The 26,638-nt window shown below is 66.1% G+C and carries 25 protein-coding genes; 11 read left to right on the plus strand and 14 right to left on the minus strand.

Annotation, left to right across the window (positions count from 1 at the left end):
* Window positions 1-27: 27 nt before the first annotated feature.
* The 3 genes from GF399_07285 to GF399_07295 form a co-directional block, all read right to left on the minus strand.
* A complete protein-coding gene (locus GF399_07285; GenBank protein ID MBD3400118.1) occupies window positions 28-855 on the minus strand; it encodes a hypothetical protein in 828 nt (275 codons plus the stop codon).
* Window positions 856-1,199: 344 nt separating this feature from the next.
* On the minus strand, window positions 1,200-1,661 hold the full coding sequence (locus GF399_07290) for a hypothetical protein (protein ID MBD3400119.1): 462 nt from the start codon (window positions 1,659-1,661) through the stop codon (window positions 1,200-1,202).
* A gap of 11 nt (window positions 1,662-1,672) precedes the next feature.
* Window positions 1,673-2,362, minus strand: coding sequence for a hypothetical protein (locus GF399_07295; protein ID MBD3400120.1), 690 nt, complete (start codon window positions 2,360-2,362; stop codon window positions 1,673-1,675).
* A gap of 61 nt (window positions 2,363-2,423) precedes the next feature.
* Between GF399_07295 and GF399_07300 the strand changes: the two genes are divergently transcribed.
* Window positions 2,424-3,476 carry a GNAT family N-acetyltransferase gene (locus GF399_07300; protein MBD3400121.1) on the plus strand — a complete coding sequence of 351 codons (1,053 nt, stop codon included), beginning with the start codon at window positions 2,424-2,426 and terminating at the stop codon, window positions 3,474-3,476.
* Window positions 3,477-3,592: 116 nt separating this feature from the next.
* On the opposite strand, the gene GF399_07305 is transcribed toward GF399_07300, so the two are convergent.
* From GF399_07305 to GF399_07330, 6 genes are all read right to left on the minus strand, one after another.
* A complete protein-coding gene (locus GF399_07305) occupies window positions 3,593-4,078 on the minus strand; it encodes a hypothetical protein (protein MBD3400122.1) in 486 nt (161 codons plus the stop codon).
* Window positions 4,079-4,081: 3 nt separating this feature from the next.
* The gene (locus GF399_07310; GenBank protein ID MBD3400123.1) at window positions 4,082-4,543 is read right to left on the minus strand and encodes a hypothetical protein; all 462 of its coding nucleotides are present in this window, start codon (window positions 4,541-4,543) and stop codon (window positions 4,082-4,084) included.
* 33 nt (window positions 4,544-4,576) lie between these two features.
* Window positions 4,577-5,125: a hypothetical protein gene (locus GF399_07315; GenBank protein MBD3400124.1), complete on the minus strand. Its 549-nt coding sequence runs from the start codon at window positions 5,123-5,125 to the stop codon at window positions 4,577-4,579.
* Window positions 5,126-5,192: 67 nt separating this feature from the next.
* A complete protein-coding gene (gene dxs, locus GF399_07320; protein MBD3400125.1) occupies window positions 5,193-7,079 on the minus strand; it encodes a 1-deoxy-D-xylulose-5-phosphate synthase in 1,887 nt (628 codons plus the stop codon).
* Between the two features lie 254 nt (window positions 7,080-7,333).
* Window positions 7,334-9,019 (minus strand): murein biosynthesis integral membrane protein MurJ, encoded by a 1,686-nt coding sequence (murJ, locus tag GF399_07325; protein ID MBD3400126.1) that lies wholly within the window; start codon window positions 9,017-9,019, stop codon window positions 7,334-7,336.
* A 133-nt stretch (window positions 9,020-9,152) separates the two neighbouring features.
* A complete protein-coding gene (locus tag GF399_07330) occupies window positions 9,153-10,667 on the minus strand; it encodes a cysteine--tRNA ligase (protein MBD3400127.1) in 1,515 nt (504 codons plus the stop codon).
* Between the two features lie 332 nt (window positions 10,668-10,999).
* Between GF399_07330 and rbfA the strand changes: the two genes are divergently transcribed.
* From rbfA to ribF, 4 genes are read left to right on the plus strand one after another with little or no spacing between them, the layout of a single operon-like run.
* Window positions 11,000-11,344, plus strand: a complete 345-nt coding sequence (gene rbfA, locus GF399_07335) for a 30S ribosome-binding factor RbfA (protein ID MBD3400128.1) — start codon at window positions 11,000-11,002, stop codon at window positions 11,342-11,344.
* Between the two features lie 17 nt (window positions 11,345-11,361).
* Window positions 11,362-12,354, plus strand: a complete 993-nt coding sequence (locus tag GF399_07340) for a bifunctional oligoribonuclease/PAP phosphatase NrnA (protein MBD3400129.1) — start codon at window positions 11,362-11,364, stop codon at window positions 12,352-12,354.
* On the plus strand, window positions 12,245-13,315 hold the full coding sequence (truB, locus tag GF399_07345) for a tRNA pseudouridine(55) synthase TruB (protein MBD3400130.1): 1,071 nt from the start codon (window positions 12,245-12,247) through the stop codon (window positions 13,313-13,315). The genes GF399_07340 and truB overlap by 110 nt, the downstream gene beginning before the upstream one ends.
* Window positions 13,315-14,271, plus strand: a complete 957-nt coding sequence (ribF, locus tag GF399_07350) for a riboflavin biosynthesis protein RibF (protein MBD3400131.1) — start codon at window positions 13,315-13,317, stop codon at window positions 14,269-14,271. Before truB ends, ribF begins: the two co-directional genes overlap by 1 nt.
* 1,221 nt (window positions 14,272-15,492) lie before the next feature.
* Here the strand turns inward: ribF and GF399_07355 are convergent.
* From GF399_07355 to dnaX, 3 genes are all read right to left on the minus strand, one after another.
* Entirely contained in the window at window positions 15,493-15,981 is a 489-nt protein-coding gene (locus GF399_07355; GenBank protein ID MBD3400132.1) for a bifunctional nuclease family protein, read from the minus strand.
* A gap of 73 nt (window positions 15,982-16,054) precedes the next feature.
* Entirely contained in the window at window positions 16,055-16,402 is a 348-nt protein-coding gene (locus GF399_07360; GenBank protein MBD3400133.1) for a YbaB/EbfC family nucleoid-associated protein, read from the minus strand.
* 2 nt (window positions 16,403-16,404) lie between these two features.
* Window positions 16,405-18,015 (minus strand): DNA polymerase III subunit gamma/tau, encoded by a 1,611-nt coding sequence (gene dnaX / locus GF399_07365; GenBank protein MBD3400134.1) that lies wholly within the window; start codon window positions 18,013-18,015, stop codon window positions 16,405-16,407.
* Between the two features lie 396 nt (window positions 18,016-18,411).
* On the opposite strand from dnaX, the gene GF399_07370 reads away from it, so the two are divergent.
* The 5 genes from GF399_07370 to GF399_07390 all read left to right on the plus strand — a co-directional run bounded on the left by GF399_07370 (window position 18,412) and on the right by GF399_07390 (window position 21,727).
* Window positions 18,412-18,864, plus strand: coding sequence for a redoxin domain-containing protein (locus GF399_07370; GenBank protein MBD3400135.1), 453 nt, complete (start codon window positions 18,412-18,414; stop codon window positions 18,862-18,864).
* The gene (gene rsgA, locus GF399_07375) at window positions 18,821-19,810 is read left to right on the plus strand and encodes a ribosome small subunit-dependent GTPase A (protein MBD3400136.1); all 990 of its coding nucleotides are present in this window, start codon (window positions 18,821-18,823) and stop codon (window positions 19,808-19,810) included. The genes GF399_07370 and rsgA overlap by 44 nt, the downstream gene beginning before the upstream one ends.
* A gap of 52 nt (window positions 19,811-19,862) precedes the next feature.
* Window positions 19,863-20,033, plus strand: coding sequence for a hypothetical protein (locus GF399_07380; GenBank protein ID MBD3400137.1), 171 nt, complete (start codon window positions 19,863-19,865; stop codon window positions 20,031-20,033).
* Between the two features lie 18 nt (window positions 20,034-20,051).
* Window positions 20,052-20,495 (plus strand): DNRLRE domain-containing protein, encoded by a 444-nt coding sequence (locus GF399_07385; GenBank protein ID MBD3400138.1) that lies wholly within the window; start codon window positions 20,052-20,054, stop codon window positions 20,493-20,495.
* Window positions 20,496-21,244: 749 nt separating this feature from the next.
* Entirely contained in the window at window positions 21,245-21,727 is a 483-nt protein-coding gene (locus GF399_07390) for a hypothetical protein (GenBank protein ID MBD3400139.1), read from the plus strand.
* Between the two features lie 519 nt (window positions 21,728-22,246).
* On the opposite strand, the gene GF399_07395 is transcribed toward GF399_07390, so the two are convergent.
* Complete coding sequence (locus tag GF399_07395; protein ID MBD3400140.1) at window positions 22,247-22,579, minus strand: hypothetical protein; 333 nt, start codon at window positions 22,577-22,579, stop codon at window positions 22,247-22,249.
* A 146-nt stretch (window positions 22,580-22,725) separates the two neighbouring features.
* Here GF399_07395 and buk point away from each other — a divergent pair, with 146 nt between their 5' ends.
* Window positions 22,726-23,835 carry a butyrate kinase gene (gene buk / locus GF399_07400; protein MBD3400141.1) on the plus strand — a complete coding sequence of 370 codons (1,110 nt, stop codon included), beginning with the start codon at window positions 22,726-22,728 and terminating at the stop codon, window positions 23,833-23,835.
* A 624-nt stretch (window positions 23,836-24,459) separates the two neighbouring features.
* Here buk and GF399_07405 read toward each other — a convergent pair.
* Entirely contained in the window at window positions 24,460-26,622 is a 2,163-nt protein-coding gene (locus tag GF399_07405; protein ID MBD3400142.1) for a T9SS type A sorting domain-containing protein, read from the minus strand.
* Between the last annotated feature and the right edge of the window lie 16 nt (window positions 26,623-26,638).

A 26,638-nucleotide genomic window follows, 5' to 3' on the forward strand; every position in this document is an offset into this window, starting at 1 on the left:
GCTTGCCACCATTCGGTCATGAGTGAATTATCTGCTTTCTTTAGACTGGTGTTCTTGAACAGCCTTTAGCTTATCATAAAGATCATCTAGGCCCCTGTGTCCGATTGTAATAGAGGTTGTTGGTTTCTTGTTATGTATAAAATTCATATAGTAGTTTTTTCCATTTGGGAAATATGAGTCAATTATCAGCGCTGTTTTATGAGCTAAATTATCCGAAATACAGTATTTAGCTTTTGTATACGTCTCACTTATTGCAATATGGGACTTGAGCAGCTCATTTATCGGGGGCTCTTCTATTATTTTATGCTTATTATTAAGCTTGTAGTATTCTCGCTTTTCAGTATCCGACCATTTTCTTAGAACCAAAGGAGTTCTATTAGATATGTTTTGTAGGATGCCCATTGCAGATACAAGCACCCATTCCATCACGTTAATAATCGGATATATTTGTTTAGTTGTTGCATATTCTTTATTTCTTATTATATTAACATACTTCTCTCTTTCCTTTAAGGCTTTTCCCCATTCGATATGTACTCTCCATGATGAAATAGGAAAGCTAGAATCAAAGAGTATACACCCACGTAAGCTAAATACATATTGATCAATGCTGCTTATTAAGGTTATTATAGTATTTGTAGCGATCATGTCATTTTCTTTGTTGTCTACTATTAATGTTCTATAGCGGAGTAATTGAGAATAATGAAGTTGAGATTCTTTGTAAATATTAGATAAATCGTTTATTATTAAATTTTTAAATTGCTGGTTGTTTTCGTTTTGGTATTTCTTGATAGAATAAAGAAGCGCTAGCACAGCCGCAAGTGATGAAATGCCAGCGAAAATGGATGCTTCGTTCATCTAGAATCACCTATACTTAAGTTTGATTATATATTGATAGTCTAAGAGTCAAGGTAAGCATAAAAACCATCTTTACTTCTTTGTGGGTAAGAATGGCGGGGTCGGAGACCCCGCGCTACAGGCCATCGAGAAAGCGCAATCAACACCACTTCATTACAGTCATGCACGGCGTGGGGCGGAGCCCCCGCGCTACGTTTGTCGGTACAATCTGCCGATAGTGTTTGATCCGCAAGGTGATGATGATAACGGCATTCCACGTAGGGCGGACCCTCTGCGGTCCGCCGCTGCGGGGGGCGGAGCCCCCGCGCTACTCTCCCCTAGCGGAGCCCCCGCGCTACTCTCCCCTACCTGTAGATCTCGAGATGCACCACGGGGTCCAGGCCGTCGGCCTCGTCGAGGTACTTGGCCGAGAGTTCGGCGTTCCAGCCGCCGCCGGACCAGCAGTCGAACCGGGGACCGCCGGTGGCGGACTTGGGCCCCATGAGTTCGGTCAGCTTCTCGGAGAGCTCGATCAGCACCGCGCTCCAGGAGTCGCCGGGGCAGCGGCGGTTGTATTCGACGGACAGCAGCTCGCCCTTGTCGTCGAAGCAGTAGGCGACGTCCTCGATATCGTCCTTCTCGCCCCACAGGCACCACTCGTCCCCGGTAAGCTTCCAGCCGTCGTTCTCGAGGTACTCGCGGTACTCGGCGCGGGAGTCGGTCAGGTTCATCCCGGGCAGGACGGGGTCTTCGAGCTCGAGGGCGGGAGCGCCCGCGGCCGTAGCCAGGGAGACGATCAGGAGGAGCAGAACGGCGGTACGGCGCATCGGGGCTCCTTTTAGCAGGCGAAGACGACGAAGCCGAAGCTGAGTTGGGCCAGGTAGTAGAGGATCAGCACCAGGACCTCGGGCAGGCGGCCCTCGTGGCGGGGCAGCTTGTCGCGCTCGAAGACGCCGACGGCCAGCAGGGCGTCGGAGAGCCAGAAGGCGGCGGCGCCGACGGTCACCGGCAGCAGGACGCCGAGAGACTCGCAGGAACCGAACCACAGCCCGAGCATGGCGGCGACCATGGCGCTCAGAGCCAGGACGTAAACGGCGACGGGGATCCGGTAGCCGGTCATCCCGCGCCAGAGCAGGAGGTAGAGCAGGACTCCCGGGGCCAGGGCCGCGCCGAACAGCCACCAGGGGAAGGCGCCGAACTCGAGCAGCACGGCCAGCAGGTAGGCGACATGGCAGAGCAGGAAGGCGGCCAGACCGGCCATGAACAACCCCTTGCGGCGGGGGTCGTCCTCGTCGGCGTAGTAGTAGCGGGCCAGCAGGTGGTCGCCGACGGCGGCCAGCAGCAGGCCGACGGTCAGCCAGAGGGTGAAGTCGGGCAGGGGGCTGTCGGCGAGGGACAGCCCCACCAGGAGCGCGATCAGCAGGGTGGCGCCGGTCTTGACCCAGGTGTGGGCGCGGCTTTCGAGCCCCGCCGTGGCCACGGCGGCGACGGCGGCCGCGCCGGCGGCGAGGAAGAGAACCGTCTGCATGGCGAGCCTTCCGGGTCGTTACGTTTATTAACTTTAGCCCCCCGGGGCGGGATAGTCAACTGTGGGAAGCGTTTTTCATCACGAGGGACTTGCCGGTCGGTCGTCATGCTGCTACAATGTATCTAACAGATATACAGAGCAAAGGGGGGCCGTGCGCATCCGTCGCTTCGAGAAAACCGATATACCCTTCGCCGTCGGGCTGGGCAACCTGATCTACCCCTTCAGCCCGCGCAACGTCGAGCTGGTCACCCGGGAGCACGAACGCCGCCGCTACCGCGTCGACCGCTACCACGAGGACTTCATCGGCGAGGTCGACGGCGCTCCCGCCGCCCGCCTGCAACTGGTGCATAACGAGCTGGCCGGCGAGCCCGGCACCTTCAACATCTCCATCGTCGTCGATCCCGCCCACCGGGGGCGGGGCTGCGGGCGCGAGCTGTGGGAGCTGGCCCGGCGACGCCTGAAACTGCTCGACTGGCACCGGCTGACCGCCTCCGTCGCCGCCGACCAGCGGGCCGCCCGGGACTGGCTGGAGCGCCTGGGCTTCGCCTGCGTCCACGAGGACCGCTTCTTCCGCCTGCGGCTGGCCGACTATCAGCGCCCGGCGGATTACGACGAACGCCTGGCCCGCGTCGCCGACCAGGGGATCGAGCTGGTCTACATCGGCGGGATCGACGACCTCGACGAGCGGACCAAACGCCGCAAACTCTGGGACATCTGGAGCTCCTGCGAGGCCGACGTGCCCCACGGGATGGAGTACGAGCGGATGCCCTACGAGCACTGGAAGCGGATGGTCGACAACCCCGTCTACGACCTCGACGGCATGCTGGTGGCCCGCGACGGCGACGACTTCGTCGGCGTCACCGGGCTGATCTACCCCGGCGGACGGGCCCTGCCCGGCTTCGTCATCATCACCGGAGTCAGACCCGCCTACCGCCGCCGAGGCATCGCCACGGCGCTGAAGTACAGGGATATGGATGGCGCCGCGCAACGCGGCGTCGCCGAGCTGATCACCGGCAACGCCGTCGGCAACGAGGGCGTCCTGCGGATCAACCTGCGCCTGGGCTTCCAACACCTGCCCAGCAACCTGACCTACCTGCTGCGCCGGGAGGATTGAGCGACCCGACGGGTGCGGCGGCGCGATAACGCAGGCGCCGGCGCGCTTGTTGCCCGCGGCCGCCCCGGTTTTGCGCCGGGGCGGCCGCGGTGTGCAAGAAGCGTGACGGCGCCGGATCAGTCGCCGAAGTACAGCTCGACCTCCAGCCGCTGACCCCGCTCCGCCGTCTCCTGGTAGACGGCGACGCCGGAGTCAGGCGAGTGCTCGGGCCAGGCGCGATAGTAGTTGTGCTCGGCGTCCTCCCAGTCCTCGCCCGGTCCCCAGAGTTCGCTCAGGTGGTCGAAGATCCGCTGGGCGCGCTCTTTGAGCCGGTGGGCCTCGCTGTGGCCGCGAACGTGGAGGTCGTAGCTGTAGAACATTTCCCGCAGTCGGCCGTCGGCGAAGCTGTAGACGACCAGTTCCGTGCCGACGCCGTCTCCGTGGTAGGCGCCGAACTCGTCGGGGGCGTCCTGGAAGGTCGTCCAGCCGGCGTCGACGAGCTTATCGGCCAGGGCGACGACGTCGAAACCCTCGACGGGCAGCTCGAAGAGCGGCTCGGTCACCGGCTGAGCCGCGGTCGCGACGATGGGGAGGCACATGATCAGGGATAGCAGAGGGCGCATGGTTTACTCATTCGCTTCGGGCCAGTCGATGGTCAGCTCGACGCAGCGGCGGCCGTCCACCGTGCTGAAGGCCAGGTGCAGGTCAGCGTAAGACGTCGTCCAGTGATACTCGCCGTCGCCGGTGTAACCATCCGTGTAGTAGAGCTCACGGATGCGCGCCGCCCAGTCGGCGACGACGGCCTCCGCGTCCTCGTCGGGTTCCAGGGGCCGCCGGTACTCGATCAGCACAGTTTCGTCGCCGACGAAGTGGTAGCGCAGCTCCTCCTCGCCGCGGCGTCCGATGATCAGCCCCTCGCTCTCGGCGAGCAGTACGAAGCCGTTGTCCTCGAAGCCCCGCAGCACTCCGACTGGGCTGAGCTTGCCCAGGGGGGAATCGACGAGGAAGGGATCGCTGACCCAGGTCATCGCGGCGGCGGTACCGACCAGCAGCAGCATCGACAGCATAAGATACACCTTGGTTTTCATGCGGCGCCTCCGGCGTGATCGAGGGGCGGAAAACTAATCCAGGGCGAGGAAGCTCAGCTCGCAGCGCAGCACCGTCTCACCCTCGACGGTGTTGCCCAGATAGACGAGGGAGTCCGGTTCCTCCCGCGGTCCCCAGTGGTAGAGGAGCCCGCTGTCACCGACCACCTGATTACCGTCGCCCAGCAGCTCCCGGCAGTCGCCGACCAGGCGCTTGTAGCGCGAGGCCACGGCCAGCCAGCGCAGCTCGCTGAGCAGGGGTGAGCTGCGCACGAAGCGCATCCCGACGATGTCCGCGGTCAGCGCTCCGGAGCCGTCGAGGGCCGGCCGGGAGACCAGGTGGTACGCCAGCTCCTCCGTCCGTTCGCCAACCTCGCGACGGGCCTGGATGTACTCCTCGCGACCCTCGATAATCTCCCAGCCCTCGAGTTGCAGGGAGAAGATCAGGGTGTCGACATCGACGCCGAAGAGCGGGATGCCGCGGACGGGCTCGCTGTAGACGCTGTGGAGGAAGTCCAACGCTCCCGCCGCGGGGACCGCGCCGAGAACGAGGACGATCAGCAGTACGCTTATGGAGTGTTTCATGGGGCCTCGGCTCGGGATGAGGTTAATCCAGTATAGCCGGACCGGGGTCATATTACCGGTTGGGGCGTCAGCCGAGCAATTCGCGCAGGGCGCCGGCGATGCCGGCGGCGTCCAGGCCCAGCTCGGCGCGCAGTTCGGCCTGGGTGCCCTGGGTGACGAAGCGGTCGGGGATGCCCAGACGCCGGAACTCGATCCGGGCGGGGAGTTCGGGGCGCCGCTCGTTGAAGTGCTCCAGCACGGCCGCACCGAAGCCCCCGGCGAGGACGTTCTCCTCGACGGTCAGCAGCCGTCCGGTCCGCTCGGTCCACTCGGCGATCAACTCGCCGTCGAGGGGTTTGAGCCAACGGGCGTTAATCACCGCTACAGAAAGACCGTCCCGCTCCAGCTCCTCGGCGGCCTCGAGGGCCGGTGCGACCGTCGAGCCGAGGGCGGCGACGACGGCGTCGTTGCCTTCGCGCAGCAGTTCGCCCCGGCCGAGGGGCAGCTCGCGCAGCGGACCGGAGCGGTCGACGCCGCGACCCTTGCCCCGGGGGTAGCGCAGGGCGAAGGGACCGTCGTGACGGCAACCCGTGTAGAGCAGGTGGCGCAGCTCGTCCTCATCGGCCGGGGCGCAGACCGTCATGTTGGGCATCGAGCGCAGGTAGGAGAGGTCGAAGACGCCGTGGTGCGTCGGGCCGTCGGCGCCGACCAGGCCGCCGCGGTCCAAAGCGAAGACCACCGGCAGGTTCATCAGGCAGACGTCGATCAGCACCTGGTCGTAGGCCCGCTGGAGGAAGGTGGAGTAGATCGCCAGCACGGGCTTCTTGCCCGCGATCGCCAACCCGCCCGCCAGGCTGACGGCGTGCTGCTCGGCGATGCCGACGTCGATGAACTGCTCCGGCAGGGCCTCGGCCAGGATGACCGTGCCGGTGCCGTCGGGCATGGCGGCGGTGATGCCGACGACGTCGCCGTCGGCGGCGGCGACTTCGGTCAGCGTGCAGCCGAAGACCTCGGTGTAGGTCGGTACCTCCCCGGACGTCGGACAGCGACCCGTCGCCACGTCGAAGCGGCCCAGCCCGTGGAACTTGGTCGCGTCGCGCTCGGCCGGCTTGTAACCCTTGCCCTTCTGGGTATGGACGTGGAGCAGCACGGGGCGCTCGACGTCGCGCACCTGTTTGAGCGTCCCCACCAGCTTGGGCAGGTCGTGGCCGTCGATGGGGCCGAAGTAGAGGAAGCCCATCTCCTCGAAGATCATCCCCGGGGTGACCATGTTCTTCAGGCCCTCTTCCAGCTTGCGCGCCAGAGTGAAGATTCCCATCCCCACCCCAGGGATTTTCTTGACGACCTCCCGAACCTGCTTGCGCAGCGACAGATAACTGCGCGTGGTCATCATCCGGTTGAGGTAGTTGCTCAGCGCGCCGACGCTCTTGGAGATCGACATCTTGTTGTCGTTGAGCACCACCAGGAAGGGGAACTTCTGCTGCCCGGCGTGGTTGAGCGCCTCGAAGGACATCCCGCCGGTCAGCGAGCCGTCACCGACCACGGCGCAGACCCGGTACTCGTCCTCGCGCTCCCGGGCCAAAGCCATTCCCAGGGCCGCCGAGATGGCCGTCGAGGCGTGGCCCACGGCGTAGGTGTCGTAGGGCGACTCCGCGGGCTTGGGGAAACCGGAGATGCCACCGTACTGGCGGATGGTCCGCAGCTTGTCGCGCCTACCGGTCAGTACCTTGTGGGCGTAAGCCTGGTGACCGACGTCCCAGACCAGCTTGTCCCGCGGCGTCGTCAGGGCGTAGTGCAGGGCGATGGTCAGTTCCAGGGCGCCCAGGCTGGGGGCCAGGTGGCCCCCGGTCTGCGAGACCGTTTCGATGATGAAGCGCCGCAACTCGCCGGCCAGCTCCGCGAGCTCGAACATGTTCAACCGGCGCAGGTCCGCCGGGAAATCGATCTGTTTCAGCAAGCGGTAATCTTCGTCCATGGGGATCCCAGCTTCCGAAGGGGGATATCGGCTGCGGCGGCGACCTCGGCAAGACCGTTGTTACGGCTCGAGGCTCCCGCCGGCCGGAACCGGCACGGTTTTTGCATCTCGGCGCCCGTTAAGCCCGGCCGGTAACGGTCCGCCTCCGCAAAAACCGTGCCGGTTCCGGCCGGCCTGGGGGTGACTGAGCCGGTCGAGGTCGGCCGCCGCCTTGCCGGGGTCGCCGTCGGGGGGTTCAGCAGAGGAAACGCGGCTCAGCGGCGGCGGGTTCCCCGGCGGGGGATCAGGCGGGTGATCTCGCCGAGCTCGCGAACGCCGAGGAGTTTGGCCGCGCCGAAATAGATCCCGGCGCCCAGCAGGACCCCGACGGCGCCGCCGAGGAGCTTTTCGCCCAGCAGGGCCGTGGCGGGATCGAAGGCGATCCAGCGCAGGTAGAAGAACAGTCCGGCGCCCATCGCCACGGCGGCGCCGAGGATGCGCAGGCCGCTGTTGAGGATGCTGCGCAGGCCCAGGGGTCCCATCCGGCGGCGCAGGATCACCAGCAGGATGCCCCAGTTGACGAAGGCGGCGGCGGCGCTGGCCAGGGCCAGGCCGCCCTGCTCCATCGACCACATCAGCGCCAGGTCGCCGCCGACATTGACGACCACGGCGACGGCGGCGGCGATCACCGGCGTCTTGGTGTCCTTCTGGGCGTAGAAGACGGGCACGGTGACGTGGACGCCGATGTAGGCCGTCAGGCCCAGGGCGTAGAACAGCAGGGCCCAGGCGGCCTCAGCCGTGGCGGCGGCGGTGAAGGCCCCGCGCTGGAAGAACAGGGCGATCAGCGGCTCGCGCAGCACCACCAGGCCGACGGTCGCCGGCACGGCGACGAACAGGGCCAGGCGGACGGCGTCGTTGAAGGTGTCACGCAGGGGTCCCCAGTCGCGCTTGGCGGCGTAGCTGGACAGCGCGGGCAGGACGGCGGTGGCCATCGCGATGCCGAAGACGCCCAGGGGAAATTGCAGCAGACGCTCGGAGTAGTTGAGGGCGCTGATGGTGCCCTCGCCGAGCAGGCTGGCCAGGGCGTTGTCGACCAGCAGGTTGATCCGGGTGACGGCCAGGCCGAACAGCGCCGGGACCATCAGCTTCATCACCTTGCGCAGGCCGGGGTGGCGGAAGTCCAGGCGCGGTTTCCAGCGCCAGCCCAGCCCGCGCGTCCCCGCGCCGAGGACGACGACCTGCAGCACCCCGCCGACCACGACGGCCACGGCCACGCCGTGGATCATCTCCGGTTTGCTCTCGCCGAACAGGGGCACCAGGGTGTAGAGCCCGGCGATGAAGACCAGGTTGAGGATGATCGGGCCGCTCGAGGGCAGAGCGAAACGCCGGTGGGCGTTGAGCAGGGACATCAGCACCGCCGCCAGGCTCATGGTGACCATGAAGGGCACCATCTCCCGGGTCAGGCCGATGGCCAGGCGCAGGTTGCCCGTCTCGGTGAAGCCCGGGGCGATCACCCGCAGGATCTGCGGGGCGAACAGGGCGAACAGGCCGGCCAGCACCGCCGTCACCACCAACAGGGCGTTGAAGACGTTGTCGGCCAGCCGCCAGGCCTCCCGCGGTCCCTTGTTCTCCTTGTAGTCGATGAACAGGGGCAGGAAGTAGGAGGCCATCGCGTTCTCGCCCAGCACCCGGCGGAAAAAGTAGGGGATGGCGTAGGCGATGCGAAAGGCGTCGTTGACGGCCCCGGCGCCGAAGATCGAGGCGTAGAGCATCTCCCGGGCCAGGCCCAGCACACGGCTGACCACGGTCATCCCGCCGACGGTCCCGGCGGAGCGGATCAGCCGACCGCGCTCCCGCTCGCGCTCGACGCCGACCGCCGCCGCGGAGACGCCGCTCAGGTCCCCCGGGGGGACGGCGCCGGGTTCGGGCGCCCCGTTGACGCTGTCGTCCCGTTCGTCCATAGACCGGGATTATAACATTAACGAGGGGTCGGGACAGCGGGAGGGCACAGCGGGAAGGAACGCAGCGGCGGCGCGGGTTCCGTCTGCCGGGCGGTCCCGGAGATAGCCGCCGTGGCTTGAGCCGGCGGGCGGGCTACTCGACGTGCCAGGTCGTGCCCCGGGGGGTGTCCTCGACGACGACACCGGCGGCGGCCAGCTCGTCGCGGATGGCGTCGGCGGCGGCGAAGTCGCGCTCCGCGCGGGCCCGTTTCCGCGCCGCCAGCCGTTCCTCGACCCAGGCGGCGTCGATCCCTCCGCCGTCGTCGACCGCCTCCAGCCCCAGGCCGAGGACCCGGTCGAAGTCCAGAACGGCCTTCTTGGCGGCCTCGATTTCCGTCCGCTGGATGATGCCGTCATCGAGCATTCGGTTTACCTTGCCGAGCATCCCGTAAACGGCGGCCAGGGCGACGGAGATGTTGAGATTGTCGGCCACGGCGGCCCGGAAGTCGCTGTCGGCGGCCGTAAGGACGGCGGAGACCCCCGTTCCGCCAAGCCCCAGCTCCTCGGCGGGCTCTTTCGGAGCCGCGTCCCTTTCCCGATCCAGGCGGCGGACGAACTCCCGCAACCGCTTGAGGTTGGCCGCGGCGGCGTCCAGACCGGCGAAGGTGAAGTTCAGCGGTTTGCGGTAGTGCGTGCCCAAGAGCAGCAGCCGGACGGCCAGGGGCTCGTAGCCCTTTTCCTCCAGGTTCCGCAGGGTGAAGAAGTTGCCCAGGGATTTGCTCATCTTCTGGTTTTCTACCAGCAGGTAACCGCAGTGCAGCCAGTGGCGAACGAACCGGACCCCGTTGGCGGCCTCGGACTGGGCGATCTCGTTCTCGTGGTGGGGGAAGATGTTGTCGTGGCCGCCGGAGTGCAGATCGATGGTCCGGCCCAGGTGCTCGGTGGACATCGCCGAGCACTCGAGGTGCCAGCCGGGGCGGCCGACGGGCAGGGGGCTGTCGGCGACGTAGTCCCGGGGGTCCCAGGCCGGTTCACCGGGCCGGTGGGCCTTCCAGAGGGCGAAGTCCCGGGCGTCCTGCTTGTCGTACTCGTCGGAATCGACCCGGGCGCCGACGCGGATGTCGTCCAGGTCCAGTCCGGACAGGGCGCCGTAGTTCTCGAACCGGCGGATGGGGAAATACCAGTGGCCGTCCTCGCCCTCGTAGGCGCAGCCGTTTTCTATCAAGCGCTGGACCAGTCCGACCATCGGTCCGATGGTCTCGGTGGCCCGGGGGTAGACGGCGGCGGGCTTGATGTTGAGCTTGTCGATATCGGCGAAGAAGGCGTCGCGGTAGGTCTTGGTATGGGCGTCGAGGCGTTTGCGCAGCTCGGCGGCGGGCAGGTCGGCCCTCTCGGGGTTGGCGCCCTTGATGGTCTTGTCGTCGACGTCGGTCAGGTTCATCACCTGCTTGACCCGCCAGCCCAGGTACTCCAGCGCCCGCACGACCTGATCCTCGAAGATGTAGGCGCGGAAGTTGCCGATGTGGGCGTGGTCGTAGACCGTCGGTCCGCAGGTGTAGTAGGTGATCGGTTCTTCGGGGTTGCGCCGGGCGGGGGAATCCGCCGGGGGGAACTCCCGTCGGCCCTTGGTCAAGGTGTCGAAAAGCTGGAGAGGTTTCGGCGCGGTCATGGCTCACCTCGTCGCGGAAACGCCGCAGCGTCCTGGGGGATCGGCTGTCGCAATAGAGAAGAAAAGCGCGGGGACGGCGGGCGGCGGCGGCTTGCGGGAGGGTACCCTAGCCCCGACCCCCCGCCGGGGTACAGCAGCAGCGGCGGGCGGCCCGGTGGCGGTTGGTGGGGGCGGGATAAGGGGGCATCGCGGCAGGGGGCGGCGGTTCGAGGGGATAATAGCCCAGAACGGCCCCGGTTGTCCAGAGCGGGGAGGTCCGCCGCCTTGAAGGACCCGCCGGACCGTGCTATACTGCCTTGCCGCACCACCCGAGACCCGAACCGGAAAGAAGCATGAGCAAGCGCACCATCCAGGTCGGACGACAGCTCAAGACGGCCCTGACCGAATTGATCGACGAGCTGCGCGATCCCCGCATCGGCGAGCTGGTCCTAACCGAGGTCGAGCTGTCCGTTGATCTACTCTACGCCAAGGTCTACTACGATTCCAACGAGCCCGGGGACGAGCTGGCCCAGACCCAGGCCGGGTTGGAGCACGCCGTCCCCCACCTGCGTCGGAGACTGGCCCGAGAGCTCAACCTGCGCAACACCCCGGAGCTGACCTTCCACTTCGACAAGGACCTGCGTCGCGGCGAGCGCGTGCGGGAGCTGCTGGACGAGATCGCCGACGACGACGACTGAGCACGGACGGTTGCCCGATGGCCCGCGTGGATTACGCCGCGGCGGCGGAGCTGATCGAACGCCACGAGGCGCTCGGCTTCATCGCCCACCTCAACCCCGATGCCGACGCCGTCGGCAGCGTCGCCGCCCCGGCCCGACTCGCCCGACGGCGGGGCAAGCGGGTCGCCTGCTACTGTCAGGACCCGGTACCGGCCAACCAGCGCTTCATCGCCGGTTCCGAGCTGTTCAGCACCGACGTCGGCGTCCTCGACGGCTGCACCCTCCTGGTGGTCATCGATTGCAGCGAGGCCGACCGGATCGGCGAGCGGGCCGCCGAGCTCCTCGCCGGCGGGCGTCCCGTCATCCAGCTCGACCACCACTCCGGCGGCCGCGCCTTCGGTACGCTGAACCTGATCGATCCCGGCGCCGCGGCCAGCGGCGTGCTGGTCTACGAGCTGCTGCGCACCCTGGGCTGGAAGCCGGATATTCCCGCCGCCGAGGCCCTCTACGCGGCCATCGAGACCGATACCGGCTCCTTCCATTATCCCAACACCACCCCGCGCTGCCTGCGCGTGGTCGCCGAGCTGCTCGAGATCGGCCTGGAGCCGCAGAAGGTGGCCCAGGCGCTCTACGAATCCCACCGGCCCGAACGCATCCGTCTGCTGGGCCGGGCCCTGCAGACCCTCGAGCTGCGCCTCGACGGGCGGCTGGCCCTGCTGAGCGTCAGCCGGTCCATGCTGGCCGAGACCGGGGCCGCCGTCGAGGACACCGACGAGATCGTCGATTACGCCCGCGGTCTGGCCGGGGTCGAGGTCGGCGCCTTCCTGCGCGAGGAGCCCGACGGGAGCGTCAAACTCTCCCTGCGCAGCAAGGGGGCGGTCCGCGTCGACGAGCTGGCGCGCGGCATCGGCGGCGGGGGGCATCCCTGCGCCGCCGGGGCCTCCTTCGCCGGCGACCTGCTCACGGCGCGGGAGTGGATCATCGAGACCGTCGGCCGCGCCCTGGAGCGGGCCGTCGGCGACGGCTGTTGACGGAAAAGATGCTGGACCGGGATCGACTGACGACGGGGGAGATAGTTTGACCGCCGCCCGCGAGACGAAGCTCAACGGAGTGCTCAACTGCGACAAGCCGGCCGGCTGGTCGAGCTTCGACGTCATCCGCAAGCTGCGCCGGGCCTTGGGGGTCAAGCGCATGGGCCACACCGGCTCCCTGGACCCCATCGCCACCGGGGTGCTGGTGATCTGCGTCGGCCGAACGACGCGCATCGTCGAACTACTGATGGCCGCCGAGAAGGAGTACCGGGCCCGGGTGCGCTTCGGCGCGGCCACGCAGACCTACGACAGCGAGGGCCGGGTGACCCTGACGGGAGAGCCGCCGCCGAATCTGCGGGCCGCCGTCGAGGAGCTGCTGCCCAACTACCGCGGCAGGATCATGCAGAGTCCGCCGCCCTACTCCGCCGCCAAGAAGAACGGCGTGCCGTTGTACAAGCTGGCTCGTCAAGGCGAGTTGGTCGAGGCCCCACCCCGGGAGGTCGAGGTCCGCGAGCTGGAGTTGACCGGTGTCGAGGGCGACGAGGCGGAGCTGCGCGTGGTCTGCGGCAAGGGAACCTACGTCCGCGGTCTGGCCCACGATCTAGGCCAGGACCTGGGCTGCGGAGCCCACCTCGTCGGTCTGGTGCGCAGCCGCAACGGTATCTTCGGTGTCGAGGACGCCCTGAACGTCGACCGGCCGGCGGAAGAGCTGGCCCCGGCGGCCCTGGAGCGCCTGGTCCCACCGGAGCAGGCCCTGGCCTACCTGCCCTCGGCTGACCTGCTCGAGGGCGACGTGCCCAAGTACCTCAACGGCATGGCGGTCACTCTGGCGGTCAAGCGTCCCGTGGGGACGCTGCTGCGCGTCTTCGGCCCCGAGGGCTTCATCGGCGTGGGCCGGGTCGAGCCCGGCCCCGGTGGGGCCGCCGTCCAGCCCAGGATCACCCTCTCCAGGGGTCGTTGATGAACGTCTACCCCGGTCTCGCCGCCGCCCGACACCGCCTGGAACCCGGCGGGGCCTTGGCCGTCGGCACCTTCGACGGCGTCCACCGGGGCCATCAGCGCCTGCTGGAGCTGCTCGAAGAAGAGGCCGGCGAGGGGCCCGCCGCCGTGCTGACCTTCCGCCGCCACCCCCTGGCCGTCTTCCACCCCGAGCGGGCCCCCCAACCGCTGACCAGCGTCGAGCGCCGTCTGGAGCTGCTGGCCCTGGCCGGAGCCGACGCCGTAATCCTGGAGGAGTTCGACACCGACTTCGGCGCCTTGACGGCGCGGGAGCTGCTGTTGCGGCTGCGCGACGAGTTGGGGATCGCGGCCCTGGTGCGGGGCTTCGACCATCACTTCGGCTCGGACCGCGCCGGACCGGACGAGCTGGGGCGGTTCTGCAATGAGCTGAATCTGCGGGACCGCGTCCTCGAACCGGTGCGGGCCTGCAACCTGATCGCCAAGAGCCAGACCGTGCGCGAGCTGCTGGCCGCCGGCGAGGTGGCCAGGGCGGCCTGTCTGCTGGGCAAGCCCCACCGCCTGCTGGGCCGGATCGCCCGGGGGCTGGGGTTGGGCCGTGAGCTGGGCTTCCCGACGGCCAACATCCCCGACTACTACGAGATGCCGCCGCGGCCCGGGGTCTACGTCGTCCGGGGGCGGATGATCGGCCACACTTTCGCCGGCGTGGCCAACATCGGCCGCCGGCCGTCGGTCGAGGAGACCGAGCGGGAACGGCCCCTGCTCGAGGTGCACCTTTTCGGCCTGGAGCGCGAGGCCTACGGCGCCGCCCTGGCCGTCGACCTGCATCACCGCCTGCGTGACGAGGAGCGCTTCGACGAGCTGGACGAGTTGCGCGAGCAGATCGCCGCCGACATCGAGCGGGCCCGGGCCTGGTGGGCGGCTAATCCGACGGGCACCCGCATCCCCCTGCGGGGGTAGTGAGCGCCGCCGCCCGCGCCCCGGCCCGTCACAGATATTGCATTCGCGCCGGACCCGGCCGGGTCCGGCGCGGCAATATCGTGCGCCGGGCCTACATATCGTGCGTTAGGTTGAGGCTTCGGCGTATCGTGTAAAGGCCCCTCACCCCAACCCTCGCCCCCAGGGGAGAGGGAGCCCGTCCTCGACGTTCATTCCGGCCGAACACGTAAGACGGGCCGGTGGGATGAAAGCCCCGCGGGCCGCTGTGTGTTGGTGTCGGGTTGGGTTTATCGTTGGGGATAGCTTAACGCTCATGGGTCGTCATCTGTTGTGATTGTCTTGTCTTCACGAGAGTTGAGGGGATGCCGTCACGTCACGAGCAATGGAGGCGCTGTGGCCGCCGGCTCAAAGGGTAATCCCGACAGGCGCGTCAAGTGCGCGAAGTGTAACTATCGCTATCACTACAGGTTAGGCGACGGGCGGCGGAAGTGCGAGCGCCTTGGAACAGCGCCGGTTGATCGCCGTGCTGCTTCGGCTTGAAGCAACCGCGGCCCGAGCGGCCAAAAAGGTCGGCGTCCATCCCAACACATTCGGCAAGTACTAGCGCATCGCCGCCGCTCGGGAGGCCGAGCTGGGCTCGAGCGTCTACTCCGACGGCTGACAGACCGATAACAAGCTGTCACTCAACGGCTTCCATCCCAGGCGCATCAATCATGACAAGACTCGGGTCAATGATAAAGTGCATAGCAACGGCCTCGAGAGCTTCCGGGGCTATGCCAAACGCCGGCGAAAGGCCCACCACGCACGACGGTTTCAAGCGCAACGTCAGCCTCTCTATCAGGCAGATGGAGTTCAGATTCAACCAAAGAAACGATCCCGGCAGGCTAGACTACCTAAAATGCAGCCTGATTGGTCCATGATCGTGTGTGATCCCTATCGCTGTTCCGAACTGCTGACGATATACAAAACGGGCGACTGGGGACAGTCGCCCGTACGGTTATCTTGGCGCTGTAATACGCGCCCCTGGGGGGGTGGGTTTTCATCCCGCCCGGTTTTTATCCCGCCCGGTTTTTATCCCGCCCGGAGAACGCCCGGGCGGGGTCGAAGCAGCCGGCGTCACCCTGGGCGGGCCGGGGGGATGAGGCTCCCGCGGGCCGCCGTAGCGGAGTCAGCGGCCCCACCCCCAGGGCTTGGCGGTCGGTGGTGTTTGCGTTAACCGGCCCCCCGGGTTCTCAGGCGCCTTCAGGCGTCCTCGAAGTCGTCGGGGCTGATCTTGTCGATAAAGTCGGAGAGCTTCTCCGGCTCGAGCATGGTGGCCTGCTGCTTGGTCTCCTCGTGGGCCAGGACCTTCTCGGTGACGAAGATGGGGGCCTGAAAGCGCAGGGCCAGGGCGATACCATCGGAGGGTCGGCAGTCGACGGCGAGTTCTTCTTCGCCCAGCATCAGGTGCAGCTCGGCGTAGAAGGTATTCTCGCGGATATCGGTGACGACGAGGCGCTCGACGGCGCCACCCAGGGAGAGGACGACGCGCTTGAACAGGTCGTGGGTCATCGGCCGGGGGCGCTTGATGTTCTCGCGCTCGGCGATGATGGCGTTGGCCTCGAAGTGCCCGACCCAGATGGGCAGAATGCGCTGCTGCTCCTCGTCGCGCAGGATGATAACCGGGGAGCGGCTCTTGGGGTCGAGGGCGATGCCGGCCAGGGAGACGGGGATTTCGCTGTCGGCTTGCATGGGCTGGTACCGGGGGGTTGCGTAGATAAGTATAGCGTCACCGGGGGATTAGTCCCAAAGTGTTTTCGGCGCTTCAGCCGCCGAGACCGCCGCCGAGGAGCTGGTCGGCCAGGGCGGGGGGCAGCCCGAGCTCCTGGGCCACGCGGCCCATCTCCTCGCGGGCCATCTCGTCGGCCTTGACGCGGGCGTCGGCCACACCGGCGACGATCAGATCCTCGAGCAGTTCGATGTCGTCGGGGTCGACGGCCTCTTCGTCCAGGTCGATCGAGGTCACCTCGTGGTGGCCGTTCATGGTGACCTTGACCATGCCGCCGCCGGAGAGGCCCTCGACGGTTTTATTCTTCAATTCAGCCTGGGCCTCGGCCAGCTTGGCCTGGAGCTGCTGGGCCCGGCCCATCAGGTTGCCGAATCCACCGGCCATCGTCATCCTTTCTTGTCGATACGGATCAATCGGGCGTCGAAGTAATCCCGTACGGTCTCGACGGCTCGCCGCTCGGCGGCGGGAAGGCCGGCGATGTCGGCGTCGCCGCGGCCCGCGGACGGCTCGGGAGCGTCGTCGTCCCCGCCGAGGGCGTCGTCGAGGACGGACTCGGGGATCAGCCGTCGGCCGTAGAGCTCGGCGGTGACGTCTTCGAAGAGACGGACGTTCTCCAGCTTGCGCAGGCCACGCTGATGAAAGGCGTTGCGCGGGGCGAAACGCAGGCGGACGACGTCGTCGTCCAGTAGCTCGAGTTCGGCGGCGCCGGCGCACAGCGCCCCCAGGGTGGCGTTGCGGCGCTTGATCCGCCGCAGGAACTCCCGGCCGTCGAAGGGCTCCAGCGCGACGGGGGGCTCGCCGGCCGCCGGGCGGGGCTCCGGCGGGGCCGCTTCCTCAGCGTCTAGGGGCTTTTTTTTTACGTCGGCGGGCTGCGGCGCCGGGGCGCTCGCGGCCAACCGGCGGGCCAGCTCGGCCACGGGGATCAGCCTGGGCAACTGGGACAGCTCGACCAGGGCCAGCTCGAGGACCAACCGGGGCTGGCGCGAGGCCTTGAGCTCGACCAGGGTTCGGCGCAGCGAGGACAACAGGGCCAGCCAGGCCTCGGTCTCCAGGCCGGCGGCGACCTCGGCGTCGGCCAACTCGGCCGTTTTTGCACTCTCGCCGCCCAGACTGAGCAGGAAGCAGTCGCGCCAGTAGGCCAGCAGCTCCTCGGCCAACACCCGGGGATCGACGCCGGAATCGACGATCGCCCCACAGCGGGCGACCACGGCGGCGGCCTCGCCGGCCTGGACCTCCCCGGTCAGGGCGGCCAGCTCGTCCAGGTTGACCTTGCCCAGCACCGAACGGGCGTCGTCGGCGGTGATGCCGCCCTCGGCGTAGGCGAAGAGCTGCTCGAGGGCGCTCTCAGCGTCGCGGATGGCCCCGCCGGCGGAACGGGCGACGAGGAGCGCCGCCTCCTCCTCCAGCTCATAGCCCTCCTCGGCGGCGATACGCCGCAGCAGCTCGGCGATCTCCGGCGTCGGGATGCGGCGGAAGGTCAACAACTGGCAGCGGGAGAGGATCGTCGGCGGCAGGCGGTCCGGATCCGTAGTCGCCAGGATGAACAGGGCGTGCGCCGGCGGCTCCTCCAGCGTCTTCAACAGCGCGTTGAAGGCCTCCCGGGTCAGCATGTGGACCTCGTCGATGATGTAGACCTTGTAGCGGGAAGCGGCAGGTGCGAACTTGACGTTCTCGCGCAGGGAGCGGATCTCGTCGATGCCCCGATTCGACGCGGCGTCGATCTCGATGACGTCGACGTCGGCGCCGGCGGCGATCGCCCGGCAGTGCTCGCAAGAATTGCAGGGGTCCGGTGTCGGACCCTCGACGCAGTTGAGCGCCTTGGCCAGCAGCCGCGCCGTGGTCGTCTTGCCCACACCGCGCGGCCCGGCGAACAGATAGGCGTGCCCGACACGGTCGCGCTCGACGGCGTGACGCAGGGTGGTGGTGATGTGGGACTGGCCGACGACCTCGCCGAAAAGCTGGGGCCGCCACTTGCGGGCGATGACCTGGTAGCTCATCTTACCTCGTTGCGGCTGATTGCGGAGCTCTGATTATAGCCCAGGCGCGTCGTTAATCCAAGGCGCGGCTCGCCGACCGCGACCGTTGAAAACGATGCAGCCCGAACGGCGCCGCTCGGGACGAACCCGGCCGGAACCGGCACGGTTTTTGCGGAGGCCGACCGTTATCCTCAGTTCGTAACGGTCGCCGAGCTGCAAAAACCGTGCCGGTTCCGGCCCGCTGGGTCGTCGAGGATGCCGACGGTGCCGGAACGTTTTCAACGGTCGCGGCCTCCGGCTGGGCGGGTTGCTAATGACATTATCTCTCAACTAGGCTATAATGGGTTTGCGTGACAGCGTCTGACCCGAGACACGGCGACGCCGATCTGCTACACTGACGCCCACCAAGGAGGCTCCATGGAACCCCTCGCCCCCGGCGCCGCGGCACCGGACTGGAAGCTGCCCGCCGCCGACGGTGCGGAACGCTCCGCCGCCGAACTCGACGGCAAGCGCTATGTGATCTACTTCTACCCCCGGGACAACACCCCGGGCTGCACCCGCGAAGCCTGCGACTTCCGCGACAGTTTCGCTCGCGTCGAGGCTCTCGGCGTTCCCGTCTTCGGCGTCTCGACGGATTCGATCAAGCGCCACCGGAACTTCCAGGCCAAGTACGAGCTGCCCTTCACCTTGCTCAGCGACGAGGAACAGCAGGTGATCAACGCCTTCGGTGCGGGCAAGGGCGGCAAGAGCGCCCGCCGGATGACCTTTATCGTCGGTCCCGACGGCCTCGTCGAGGCGGCCTGGCCCAAGGTCAAGGTCAAGGGCCATGTCGACGAGGTCCTCGCCAAGCTGGAGGAACTCAACGGATAACAAAAACAAAGCCGAGTCCAGCCTCGCCGGTATCGTGATGCGTCTCGAGGGCAACGACAGCCTCGTCCAGACGGACGAGGGGCGGCGGTTGAGCTGTTTCTTGCCCAAGACACTGCGCCGTGAGGCCCGACAACGCGGCGCCACGGCCCTGGCCGTCGGCGACCGGGTCATACTGGAGCCCGCCGGCGAGGATTGGCGGATCGTCGAGGTCGAACCCCGACGCAGCAGCCTCTCGCGTCGGCGCAGCGACCGGCGGCACCCCTTCGAGGATGTCCTGGTCGCCAACCCGGACCGCCTGTTGGTCGTCGCCGCCTGCGATCAACCGCGGCTCAACCCCCGCTTCGTCGACCGGCTGCTCTGCGCCGGGGAGCACGCCGGGCTGGAGTGCGTCCTGGTAGTCAACAAGCTGGACCTGGCCGAACCGGTTGTTTACGATGAACTGACCGCCCCCTACCGAGCCGCCGGCTACCCGACCCTGGGCGCCAGCGTCGTCGACGGTCGGGGGATCGACGAGCTGCGCGGCTTGCTGGCCGTCGGCCTGAGCCTGCTGGCCGGCAAGAGCGGCACCGGCAAGTCCAGCCTGCTCAACGCCTGCGACCCCACCTTCGAGCGCCGGGTCGGCAGCGTCTCCGATTATTCCAGCAAGGGCCGGCACACCACCACCAGCCCGGAGCTGCTGCCCGTGGCCGGCGGTTACGTCGCCGATACCCCGGGGGTGCGGGTCTTCGGTCTATGGGACGTCCGAGCCGCCGAGCTGGCCGAGCTGTTCCCCGAGTTCGCCGGACTGGTGGACGGCTGCCGCTTCGCCGACTGCCTGCACCGGCGCGAGCCGGGCTGCGCCGTGCGTGACGCCGTCGAGACCGGACGGGTCTATCCTCAGCGTTACGCCAGCTATCTCGCCCTGCTCGAGGAGCTGGAGGCCGAGGCCCGGCTGGAATATAAGTGATGACTAATATATACTACGGGGGCAACCGCAGCAAAAACCGGTGAGATTGTATATGAGAAGAACCCTCGTTTATATCATCCTGCTCCTCGTCGTCACGGCGACGGCGGAGACCCTCGTGCTGCAGCCCGGCTCCGAGGGCGTCGACGCCGAGGTCAACACCGACAACCCCGACGACAACAACGGCGACGCGGAATTTCTGCTGACCGACTGGCCCGTCGGGTGAAACCCCTGGAGCTACGGGCTGATCAGGTTTGATCTGGCCGACCTCCCCGATGACATCGTCGTCGATGCAGCCGTCCTGACCCTCTACCACTATGCCGTCTATCAGCCCGGCACGGGCTGGACAATCCAGCGCCTGACCGAGGACTGGCAGGAGGACGCCGTAACCTATAACACGCTACCGACTTACGATCCCGCTATCTACGCCAAAGCCTATATGCTCGGCGAGGCTGGTCCGGTAATCTTCGATGTCCGCGACCTGATCGCCGAGTGGGTCGCCGGCGCATCACCCAACTATGGACTGTTGGTGACCAACGACTTCCAGATCTACGGCGAGTGGCCCGGCGTGGCCTCCTCGGACCATCCCCAGGCCGACTGGCGACCCGAGCTGGTCATCGAATACCACGAATCCGGACCCGGGGTCCAAACCTCCAGTTGGGGTAGGCTCAAGGTCCGGGGCGGGTAGGGCCCCCTCGCGGTTCGAGAGGGACGGGCTGCCGGCCGGAATCTGCTGGTCAAGCCGTCACAGAAGCGTCGGGCGGGGCACCAAGTGCCCCGCCCGTGTCCGTATTGGTCGAGAAAGACTCAAGCCGCCCGCCAAGGGCTGATCGCCCCACCGCTGTCAGGCGCTCCTGCGGGATGAGGTTCGCGAAAAGGATGTGTGACGATCGTAAACCCGCCCTGCTGCGCTGCGGGGCGGGGTTTTACGGTGGGTCGGCGCGCGTTGGTGTGAGGACGACCAGGGCTTGTTCATCGTCGCGCGGTCTGTTGAGTGTTCCCTCCGCCCTTCGCCCGGCGCAGCGGCGCTACCAGCTAAAGATTTGCAGGCTAACTCCCACAAAGCAGGAGACCTGGACAAAGCGATCCCAAAGAAACGTTTCCACTTCGTTGCGCTCTTCGGGCTTCGGGGTCATCGTCGACAGCTTGTCGCCGATCGTGCCACTCGTTTCGGAAAACGTTGTGAAGATCGCCTGGGAGGCTTCGAGCGCGTCCGCGTACTCGTCTGGCGTCCCGAGATTAAGCAAGGGATACCTTAACGCTTATGGATCATCATATATTGTGATTGTCTTGTAGTCACGAGAGTTACCAGGATGCTTTCAAGCCACAAGTAAAGGAGGCGCTGTGGCCGCCGGATCAAAGAGTAATCCTGACAGGCACGTCAAGTGTGCGAAGTGTAACTTTCGCTATCAGTAGAGGTTTGGCGACGGGCGGCGGATGTGTAAGCGCTGTCGCAAGCGCTTCACCTATAAACGGGCTCGCCGTGGGCTTTCAGAAAAAGAGCGTGAATTGATTGCCGCGCTGTTGTGGCTTGAAGCAACCGCGGCCCGAGCGGCCAAGAGGGTCGGCGTCCATCCCAATACGGTCGCCAAGAATTATCGTATCATTGGCGAGCGTATCGCCGCGGATCGAGAGGCCGAGCTGGACTCGAGCGTCTACTCCGACGGCTGGAAGGCCTATTACAAGCTGTCTCATTCAACAGCTTCCATCACAGGCGCATCAACCACGATAAGACCCTGGTTGGCGGCAAGCAACGGCCTCGAGCACTTCCGGGGCTACGCCAAACGCCGGCTAATATCCGACCATGGCTGCTTCAAGCACAAGTTCAGGCTCTTCATCAGGGAGATGGAGTTCCGATTCAACCAACGAAACGATCCCGGCAGGCTAGACTACCCCAACAGCAGCCTGATTGGTCCATGATCGTGTGTGATCCTGCGGTTTTATCCAGTAGCTCAACGCCTCGACCACGTCTTCCTCGAAGACGTAGATCTCCTGCAGCACCGCCCACTGCTCTTCGGTAAAACAACAGCGGCGGACACGGCGGCGGCCCCTATCTTGCCGACCTGGTCTACTATCAGAACCAGGACCGCTTCGGCGTGGACCACCTGGACCTCGCGTCGGGGACGGAGCTGGACATCCACATCCCGGACCGGCGCAAGAAGGTCGTCGTGCCGGCTCTCCGGGCCTACGCCGGGCAAATGGGCGTCGGCGCCTCGGCCCTGGGCTGGACCTTCCAGCGGGCGGCCCAGGCCGAGTTCGGCCCCCAGGCCCTGGCGCGCTACCTGATCCGCGAGGAGGGCAACGACGTGCCCGAGTCCGGTTGGCCGCAGACCGGCCGGGTTGTTTACATCAATGCAATAACCTTGTTCTGGTACTACTGCGCAGCATTGGAGTTTCGTCATACGACAAAACTCCGGGCCGCCGGGGCGAGTCACAACCTCAATGCAACCGGCCCTGCCAGGCGTGACCGCCCTCCCAGCCGGCGTTGTACTTCGAATCGACGAAGTAGATCAGCAGCTCGGCGTTGTACTTCGAATCGACGTAGTAAACCTGGACGTCGGCGTCGTACTTCGACTCGACGAAGTACCACAAGCCGTCGTCGTCATCGGCGTCGTACTTGGAGTCGACGACGTAGACCAGCAGGTCGGCGTTGTACTTCGAATCGACGACGTAGACCAACACGTCGGCGTCGTACTTGGAATCGCAAACGTGGATGCTGCCGGCTGGCACGGGTGGCACGACCAGTAAGAGGATCAGCGGCACCAGTTTCATCTTTACTCTCCCGTCAAGCTTGCAGTAATAGAATAGCAGGAACGATCCGGCGCGACCAGGGGTCTGGCGGCTCGGCGGGCCGCTGTGGTATCCTTGGCGCGTTGTCTGGTCACCCTTTGCCCACCCCGGCGAAAGCGGAGAAGACGATGCCCGAACACCACATCCTGGTCATCAATCCCGGCTCGACCTCGACCAAGGTCGCCGTCTACGGCGATGAGGAGCTGCTCCACGAGCAGACCTTGCGCCATTCCAAGCTGGAGCTCGAGGAGTTCGAGCGGGTCTGGGACCAGTACGGTTTCCGCAAGCAGATCATCCTCGAGTTCCTCGAGGAGCTCGGCTTCGACCCGGCGACGCTCTCGGCCGTCGTCGGACGCGGCGGACTTTTCCAGCCCGTCATCAGCGGCACCTACGCCGTCAACCAGCAGATGATCAACGACGGCCGCCGGGGGGTGCTGGGCGAGCACGCCAGCAACCTGGGCTGCGCCCTGGCCTACGGCATCGCCTGGGACCTGGGTATCCCCAGCTACATCTGCGATCCACCCTCCGTCGACGAGTTCCCGCCCCTGTCCCGGCTCTCCGGCCACACCATCATCCCCCGGGTCAGCCTGTTCCACTGCCTCAACGTCAAGGCCACGGCGCGCCGGACGGCCGCCGACCTCGGCAAGCCCCTCGAGGAGCTCAACCTGATCATCGGTCACCTCGGCGGCGGCATCTCGATCGTGGCCCTCGAGGGCGGCCGGGCCATCGAGGCCCACAACGCACTCCACGACGGTCCCTACACCCCGGAGCGCGCCGGAACCCTGCCCACCTTCCCGTTGATGGACTGGGTCTATCGCGAGGCGCGCAACGGCACCCCGCTGGGCAAGCTGAAGAAGACGCTCACCGGCGGCGGGGGCCTGGTGGCCTACATGGGCACCAACTCCGCCAAGGACGTCGAGGACATGGTCCTGGCCGGCGACAAGAAGGCCGAGCTGTACTTCAAGGGCATGGCCTACCAGATCAGCTACTACATCGGCGCCGTCGCCGTGGCACTCAAGGGCGAGGTCGACGCTATCGCCCTGACCGGCGGCCTGGCTTACGGCGACATCATGATGGAGTGGATCCGCGACTGGACCGGTTGGATCGCGCCGCTGAAGATCTACCCCGGACAGGATGAGATGGGGGCCCTGGCCGCGGCTGCCCTGCGCGCCCTGCGCGGCGAAGAAGAGGTTCTCGAGTATCCGACCTACGTCAAGGACGACGGCGACGGGGGCTAGTAGCGCTCCCTTTGCGGGCTTCAGTGCGAGCGGCGGGGTCCAGCGACTCCGCCGTAGCTGTATCACCACATCCTGCCGGTCTAGGCCTTGAATACCCCGACCGGGATAATGAAGGCCGGGGCGGGGTGTTGATCTCGCCCGCGGACCCCCGTGGCGGGGGTTTTCGTCGCAAGGCGCAACTCCATCGCTGCGAACCCCGGGCCGGCGCATTTCTTGCATTCCCGAGGTCGTCGGTCGACGACCTCGGGCAAGAAATGCGCCGGCCCGGGGTTGTGGGCGGTGTTATCCCGTTTGGCGCTATGTAATGCGTGTGGTTGGGGACAGCCGCTCCTAGGGTATCTCGCTGGTGTAGCAATAATCCAGCATCACATTGGATGTCCCGTGGGCTGAATCCCCGGCGTGTCGCCGCGGTGGTGACAGAGTCCCCATCTTACGGGGTTATCGGTTTACGGCGGGGGGCTCAAGCTCCGCCGCCTACGTGGGTTGCCGTTTTCTCCTCCCACTGACCAGTCGGCGATGCCCTCCTCCCGGGGGAGAGGGTATGCATCCCAGCCGTTGATTGCGTCTAAAAACCCAGGGTGGGGGCCATGGCCCCCGCCCTGGGTGGGTAATGGCAACGGCACCTTAGCGACCGACGACCACCCGGCGGCTGAGGGCGCGGTTTTCGCTCTCCAGGCGCAGCAGATAGAGCCCGGCGGACTCGCCGGAGCAATCCCAGGTCAACTGGTGGCGTCCGGGGCCGAGTTCGCCCCGGGTCAGCTGGGCCACCCGGCGGCCGGACAGGTCGTAAACGGCCAGGCTGACGTGACGGGCCTCGGGCAGGGTGAAGGCCAGGCTGACGCTCTCGACGGCGGGGCAGGGCCAGGGCTCTTCGAGGCTGAAGATCAGCTCCGGTTCGGGAACGAGAAGCTCTTCGGTGGGGCCGAAGCGCCGGGTGTTGCCGTTGGGCATGGTCAGCTCGAGCCAGTAGCTGTAGCTGTGTCCGGCGTCGGCGCGGCGGTCGAGGTAGCGGGTGACGCGGCCGTCGAAGGACGGACCGACGTAGGCGGGTTCTCCGGAGCCATCGTTGCGCAGCAGGCGCACGGCGGCGGGACTGCCGCCCTCGACGGTCCAGCTCAACAGGACGCCGTCGTCGGCAAGAGTGGAGGTCAGTTCGGCCTCGAGGGTGCTCAGATCGGGCGGCACGGTGAAGCTCCAGGTCTCGGCGGACCAGAAGCTGCTGCTGCTTTGCCAGGCCTGGACCTTCCAGTAGTAGGTCAGCCCGCGCCGCAGTTCGAGGGGCCCGAACTGGTATTCGGAGTTGATCAGGCCGGTGATGGTCTGGTGGGGGGCGAAGTCGGGCTCGGTCGAGAACCACAGATCGTAGGTCGGACTAACGGCCAGCGGCAGGTCCTCCCAGTCGACCCGGGGCCAGTCGGGGACCTGTTGGCCGTCGGGTGGGGAGAGGAGGTGGAAGGTCGGCGAGACCTGGAAGCTCCAGGTTTCGTTGGAGATGGTCTCGGCGAAGCCGTCGGTGGCCCGGACCTTCCAGTAGTAGAGGGGGCCGATGACCAGTTCGTCGCCGGAGAAGGTGTAGTTGGTCGTGTCGAGGTCGGTGATCTCGTTGTAAGTGCTGAAGTCGGGGTCCGTCGAGTAGAGCAGGGCGTAGCCGACCGCGGGGAAGTCGACGACCTCCTCCCAGCTGACCTCGGGCCAGGTTTCGAAGATCGAGCCGTCCTCGGGGCCGAGGAGGCTGAAGGGCGGCGGCGGGTTGTTGGTCCAGAGGAAGTTGAGGTCCAGTCCGCCGGCGTCGAAGTAGCTGACGACGGGGTTGTCGTTCTCGTCGAGAGCCAGGGATGTGTGTTTACCGACGACGTCCTCCTCGTCGAGGATCTCGCTGGTCCAGGCGGCGCCGTCCCACCAGGTGTAGACCAGATCGTCGTTCTCGTTGTCGTAATGGGCGACGTGGGGGTAATCGTTCTCGTCGAGGACCAGGGAGCTGTAGAGGCCCATCTGCAGCTCCGTGGTGACCTGTTCGGTCTGCCAGGCGGCGCCGTCGTAATAGGCGTAGCAGAGCGCGTTTTCATCGCCGTCGTTGTAGACGAAGTGAGGGTTGTCGTTGAAGTCGACGGCGATGTCGTAGTTGGTCAGCATCGTTCCGTAGGCCGGGGTGGCGGTTTGCCAGGCGGCGCCGTCCCAGTGATAGTAGTCGGCGCCCATGCCGTAGCTCTGGAAGACGAGGTGGGGCAGGTCGTTGGAGTCGAGGGCGATGTGGCCGTCGAGGCCGATGTAGCCGCCGTCGACGACGGTTTCGATCGTCCAGTCGACGCCGTCCCAGTGGGCGTACTTGACCGCTCCCAGACCGATGTCGTAGTAGATGAGGTGGGGGTAGTCGTTGGAGTCCAGGGCCAGGTCGGAGTGGCTGCCGGCGGAGTTGTCGGCCTCGAGGGTCTCGATGACCCACTCGGCGCCGTTCCAATGGGCGTAGCGCATATCCACCGGGTCCTCGGCGAAGTAGGAGATGTGCGGGCGACCCTGGGAGTCGAGGGCCAGCGAGGTGTACTTGCCGGGAAAGCCCTCGTCGTCGACGATCTCGATGACCCACTGGGCGCCGTCCCAGTACGCATAGCGCAATTCGCAATCCGGGTTGGTCTTCTGATAGGCGATGTGTGGATATCCCAGGTCGTCGAGGGTCAGGGAGGTCCACAAGCCGACGACATCCTCGGTGTCGACGGCGATGATCTGTCTCTCCTGGGCGCCGGCCGTCGCCAGGCAGACAAGAAGGATGAGAATGGACAGTTTCTTCATTTTGACCTCCAGGAAA

The sequence above is a fragment of the Candidatus Coatesbacteria bacterium genome, from assembly GCA_014728225.1.
Classification (GTDB): Bacteria; RBG-13-66-14; RBG-13-66-14; order RBG-13-66-14; family RBG-13-66-14; genus WJLX01.

What these genes read in the sequence shown, in the direction of transcription:
- GF399_07360 (MBD3400133.1), bottom strand. Translation starts at nt 16,402, where the DNA reads ATGGCCGGTGGATTCGGCAACCTGATGGGCCGGGCCCAGCAGCTCCAG.
- GF399_07305 (MBD3400122.1), bottom strand. Translation starts at nt 4,078, where the DNA reads ATGCGCCCTCTGCTATCCCTGATCATGTGCCTCCCCATCGTCGCGACC.
- GF399_07330 (MBD3400127.1), bottom strand. Translation starts at nt 10,667, where the DNA reads ATGACCGCGCCGAAACCTCTCCAGCTTTTCGACACCTTGACCAAGGGC.
- dxs (MBD3400125.1), bottom strand. Translation starts at nt 7,079, where the DNA reads ATGGACGAAGATTACCGCTTGCTGAAACAGATCGATTTCCCGGCGGAC.
- dnaX (MBD3400134.1), bottom strand. Translation starts at nt 18,015, where the DNA reads ATGAGCTACCAGGTCATCGCCCGCAAGTGGCGGCCCCAGCTTTTCGGC.
- GF399_07370 (MBD3400135.1), top strand. Translation starts at nt 18,412, where the DNA reads ATGGAACCCCTCGCCCCCGGCGCCGCGGCACCGGACTGGAAGCTGCCC.
- GF399_07285 (MBD3400118.1), bottom strand. Translation starts at nt 855, where the DNA reads ATGAACGAAGCATCCATTTTCGCTGGCATTTCATCACTTGCGGCTGTG.
- murJ (MBD3400126.1), bottom strand. Translation starts at nt 9,019, where the DNA reads ATGGACGAACGGGACGACAGCGTCAACGGGGCGCCCGAACCCGGCGCC.
- GF399_07340 (MBD3400129.1), top strand. Translation starts at nt 11,362, where the DNA reads ATGGCCCGCGTGGATTACGCCGCGGCGGCGGAGCTGATCGAACGCCAC.
- GF399_07290 (MBD3400119.1), bottom strand. Translation starts at nt 1,661, where the DNA reads ATGCGCCGTACCGCCGTTCTGCTCCTCCTGATCGTCTCCCTGGCTACG.
- GF399_07310 (MBD3400123.1), bottom strand. Translation starts at nt 4,543, where the DNA reads ATGAAAACCAAGGTGTATCTTATGCTGTCGATGCTGCTGCTGGTCGGT.
- rsgA (MBD3400136.1), top strand. Translation starts at nt 18,821, where the DNA reads ATGTCGACGAGGTCCTCGCCAAGCTGGAGGAACTCAACGGATAACAAA.
- GF399_07405 (MBD3400142.1), bottom strand. Translation starts at nt 26,622, where the DNA reads ATGAAGAAACTGTCCATTCTCATCCTTCTTGTCTGCCTGGCGACGGCC.
- ribF (MBD3400131.1), top strand. Translation starts at nt 13,315, where the DNA reads ATGAACGTCTACCCCGGTCTCGCCGCCGCCCGACACCGCCTGGAACCC.
- GF399_07355 (MBD3400132.1), bottom strand. Translation starts at nt 15,981, where the DNA reads ATGCAAGCCGACAGCGAAATCCCCGTCTCCCTGGCCGGCATCGCCCTC.
- GF399_07380 (MBD3400137.1), top strand. Translation starts at nt 19,863, where the DNA reads ATGAGAAGAACCCTCGTTTATATCATCCTGCTCCTCGTCGTCACGGCG.
- buk (MBD3400141.1), top strand. Translation starts at nt 22,726, where the DNA reads ATGCCCGAACACCACATCCTGGTCATCAATCCCGGCTCGACCTCGACC.
- GF399_07390 (MBD3400139.1), top strand. Translation starts at nt 21,245, where the DNA reads ATGTGTAAGCGCTGTCGCAAGCGCTTCACCTATAAACGGGCTCGCCGT.
- GF399_07315 (MBD3400124.1), bottom strand. Translation starts at nt 5,125, where the DNA reads ATGAAACACTCCATAAGCGTACTGCTGATCGTCCTCGTTCTCGGCGCG.
- GF399_07395 (MBD3400140.1), bottom strand. Translation starts at nt 22,579, where the DNA reads ATGAAACTGGTGCCGCTGATCCTCTTACTGGTCGTGCCACCCGTGCCA.
- GF399_07295 (MBD3400120.1), bottom strand. Translation starts at nt 2,362, where the DNA reads ATGCAGACGGTTCTCTTCCTCGCCGCCGGCGCGGCCGCCGTCGCCGCC.
- rbfA (MBD3400128.1), top strand. Translation starts at nt 11,000, where the DNA reads ATGAGCAAGCGCACCATCCAGGTCGGACGACAGCTCAAGACGGCCCTG.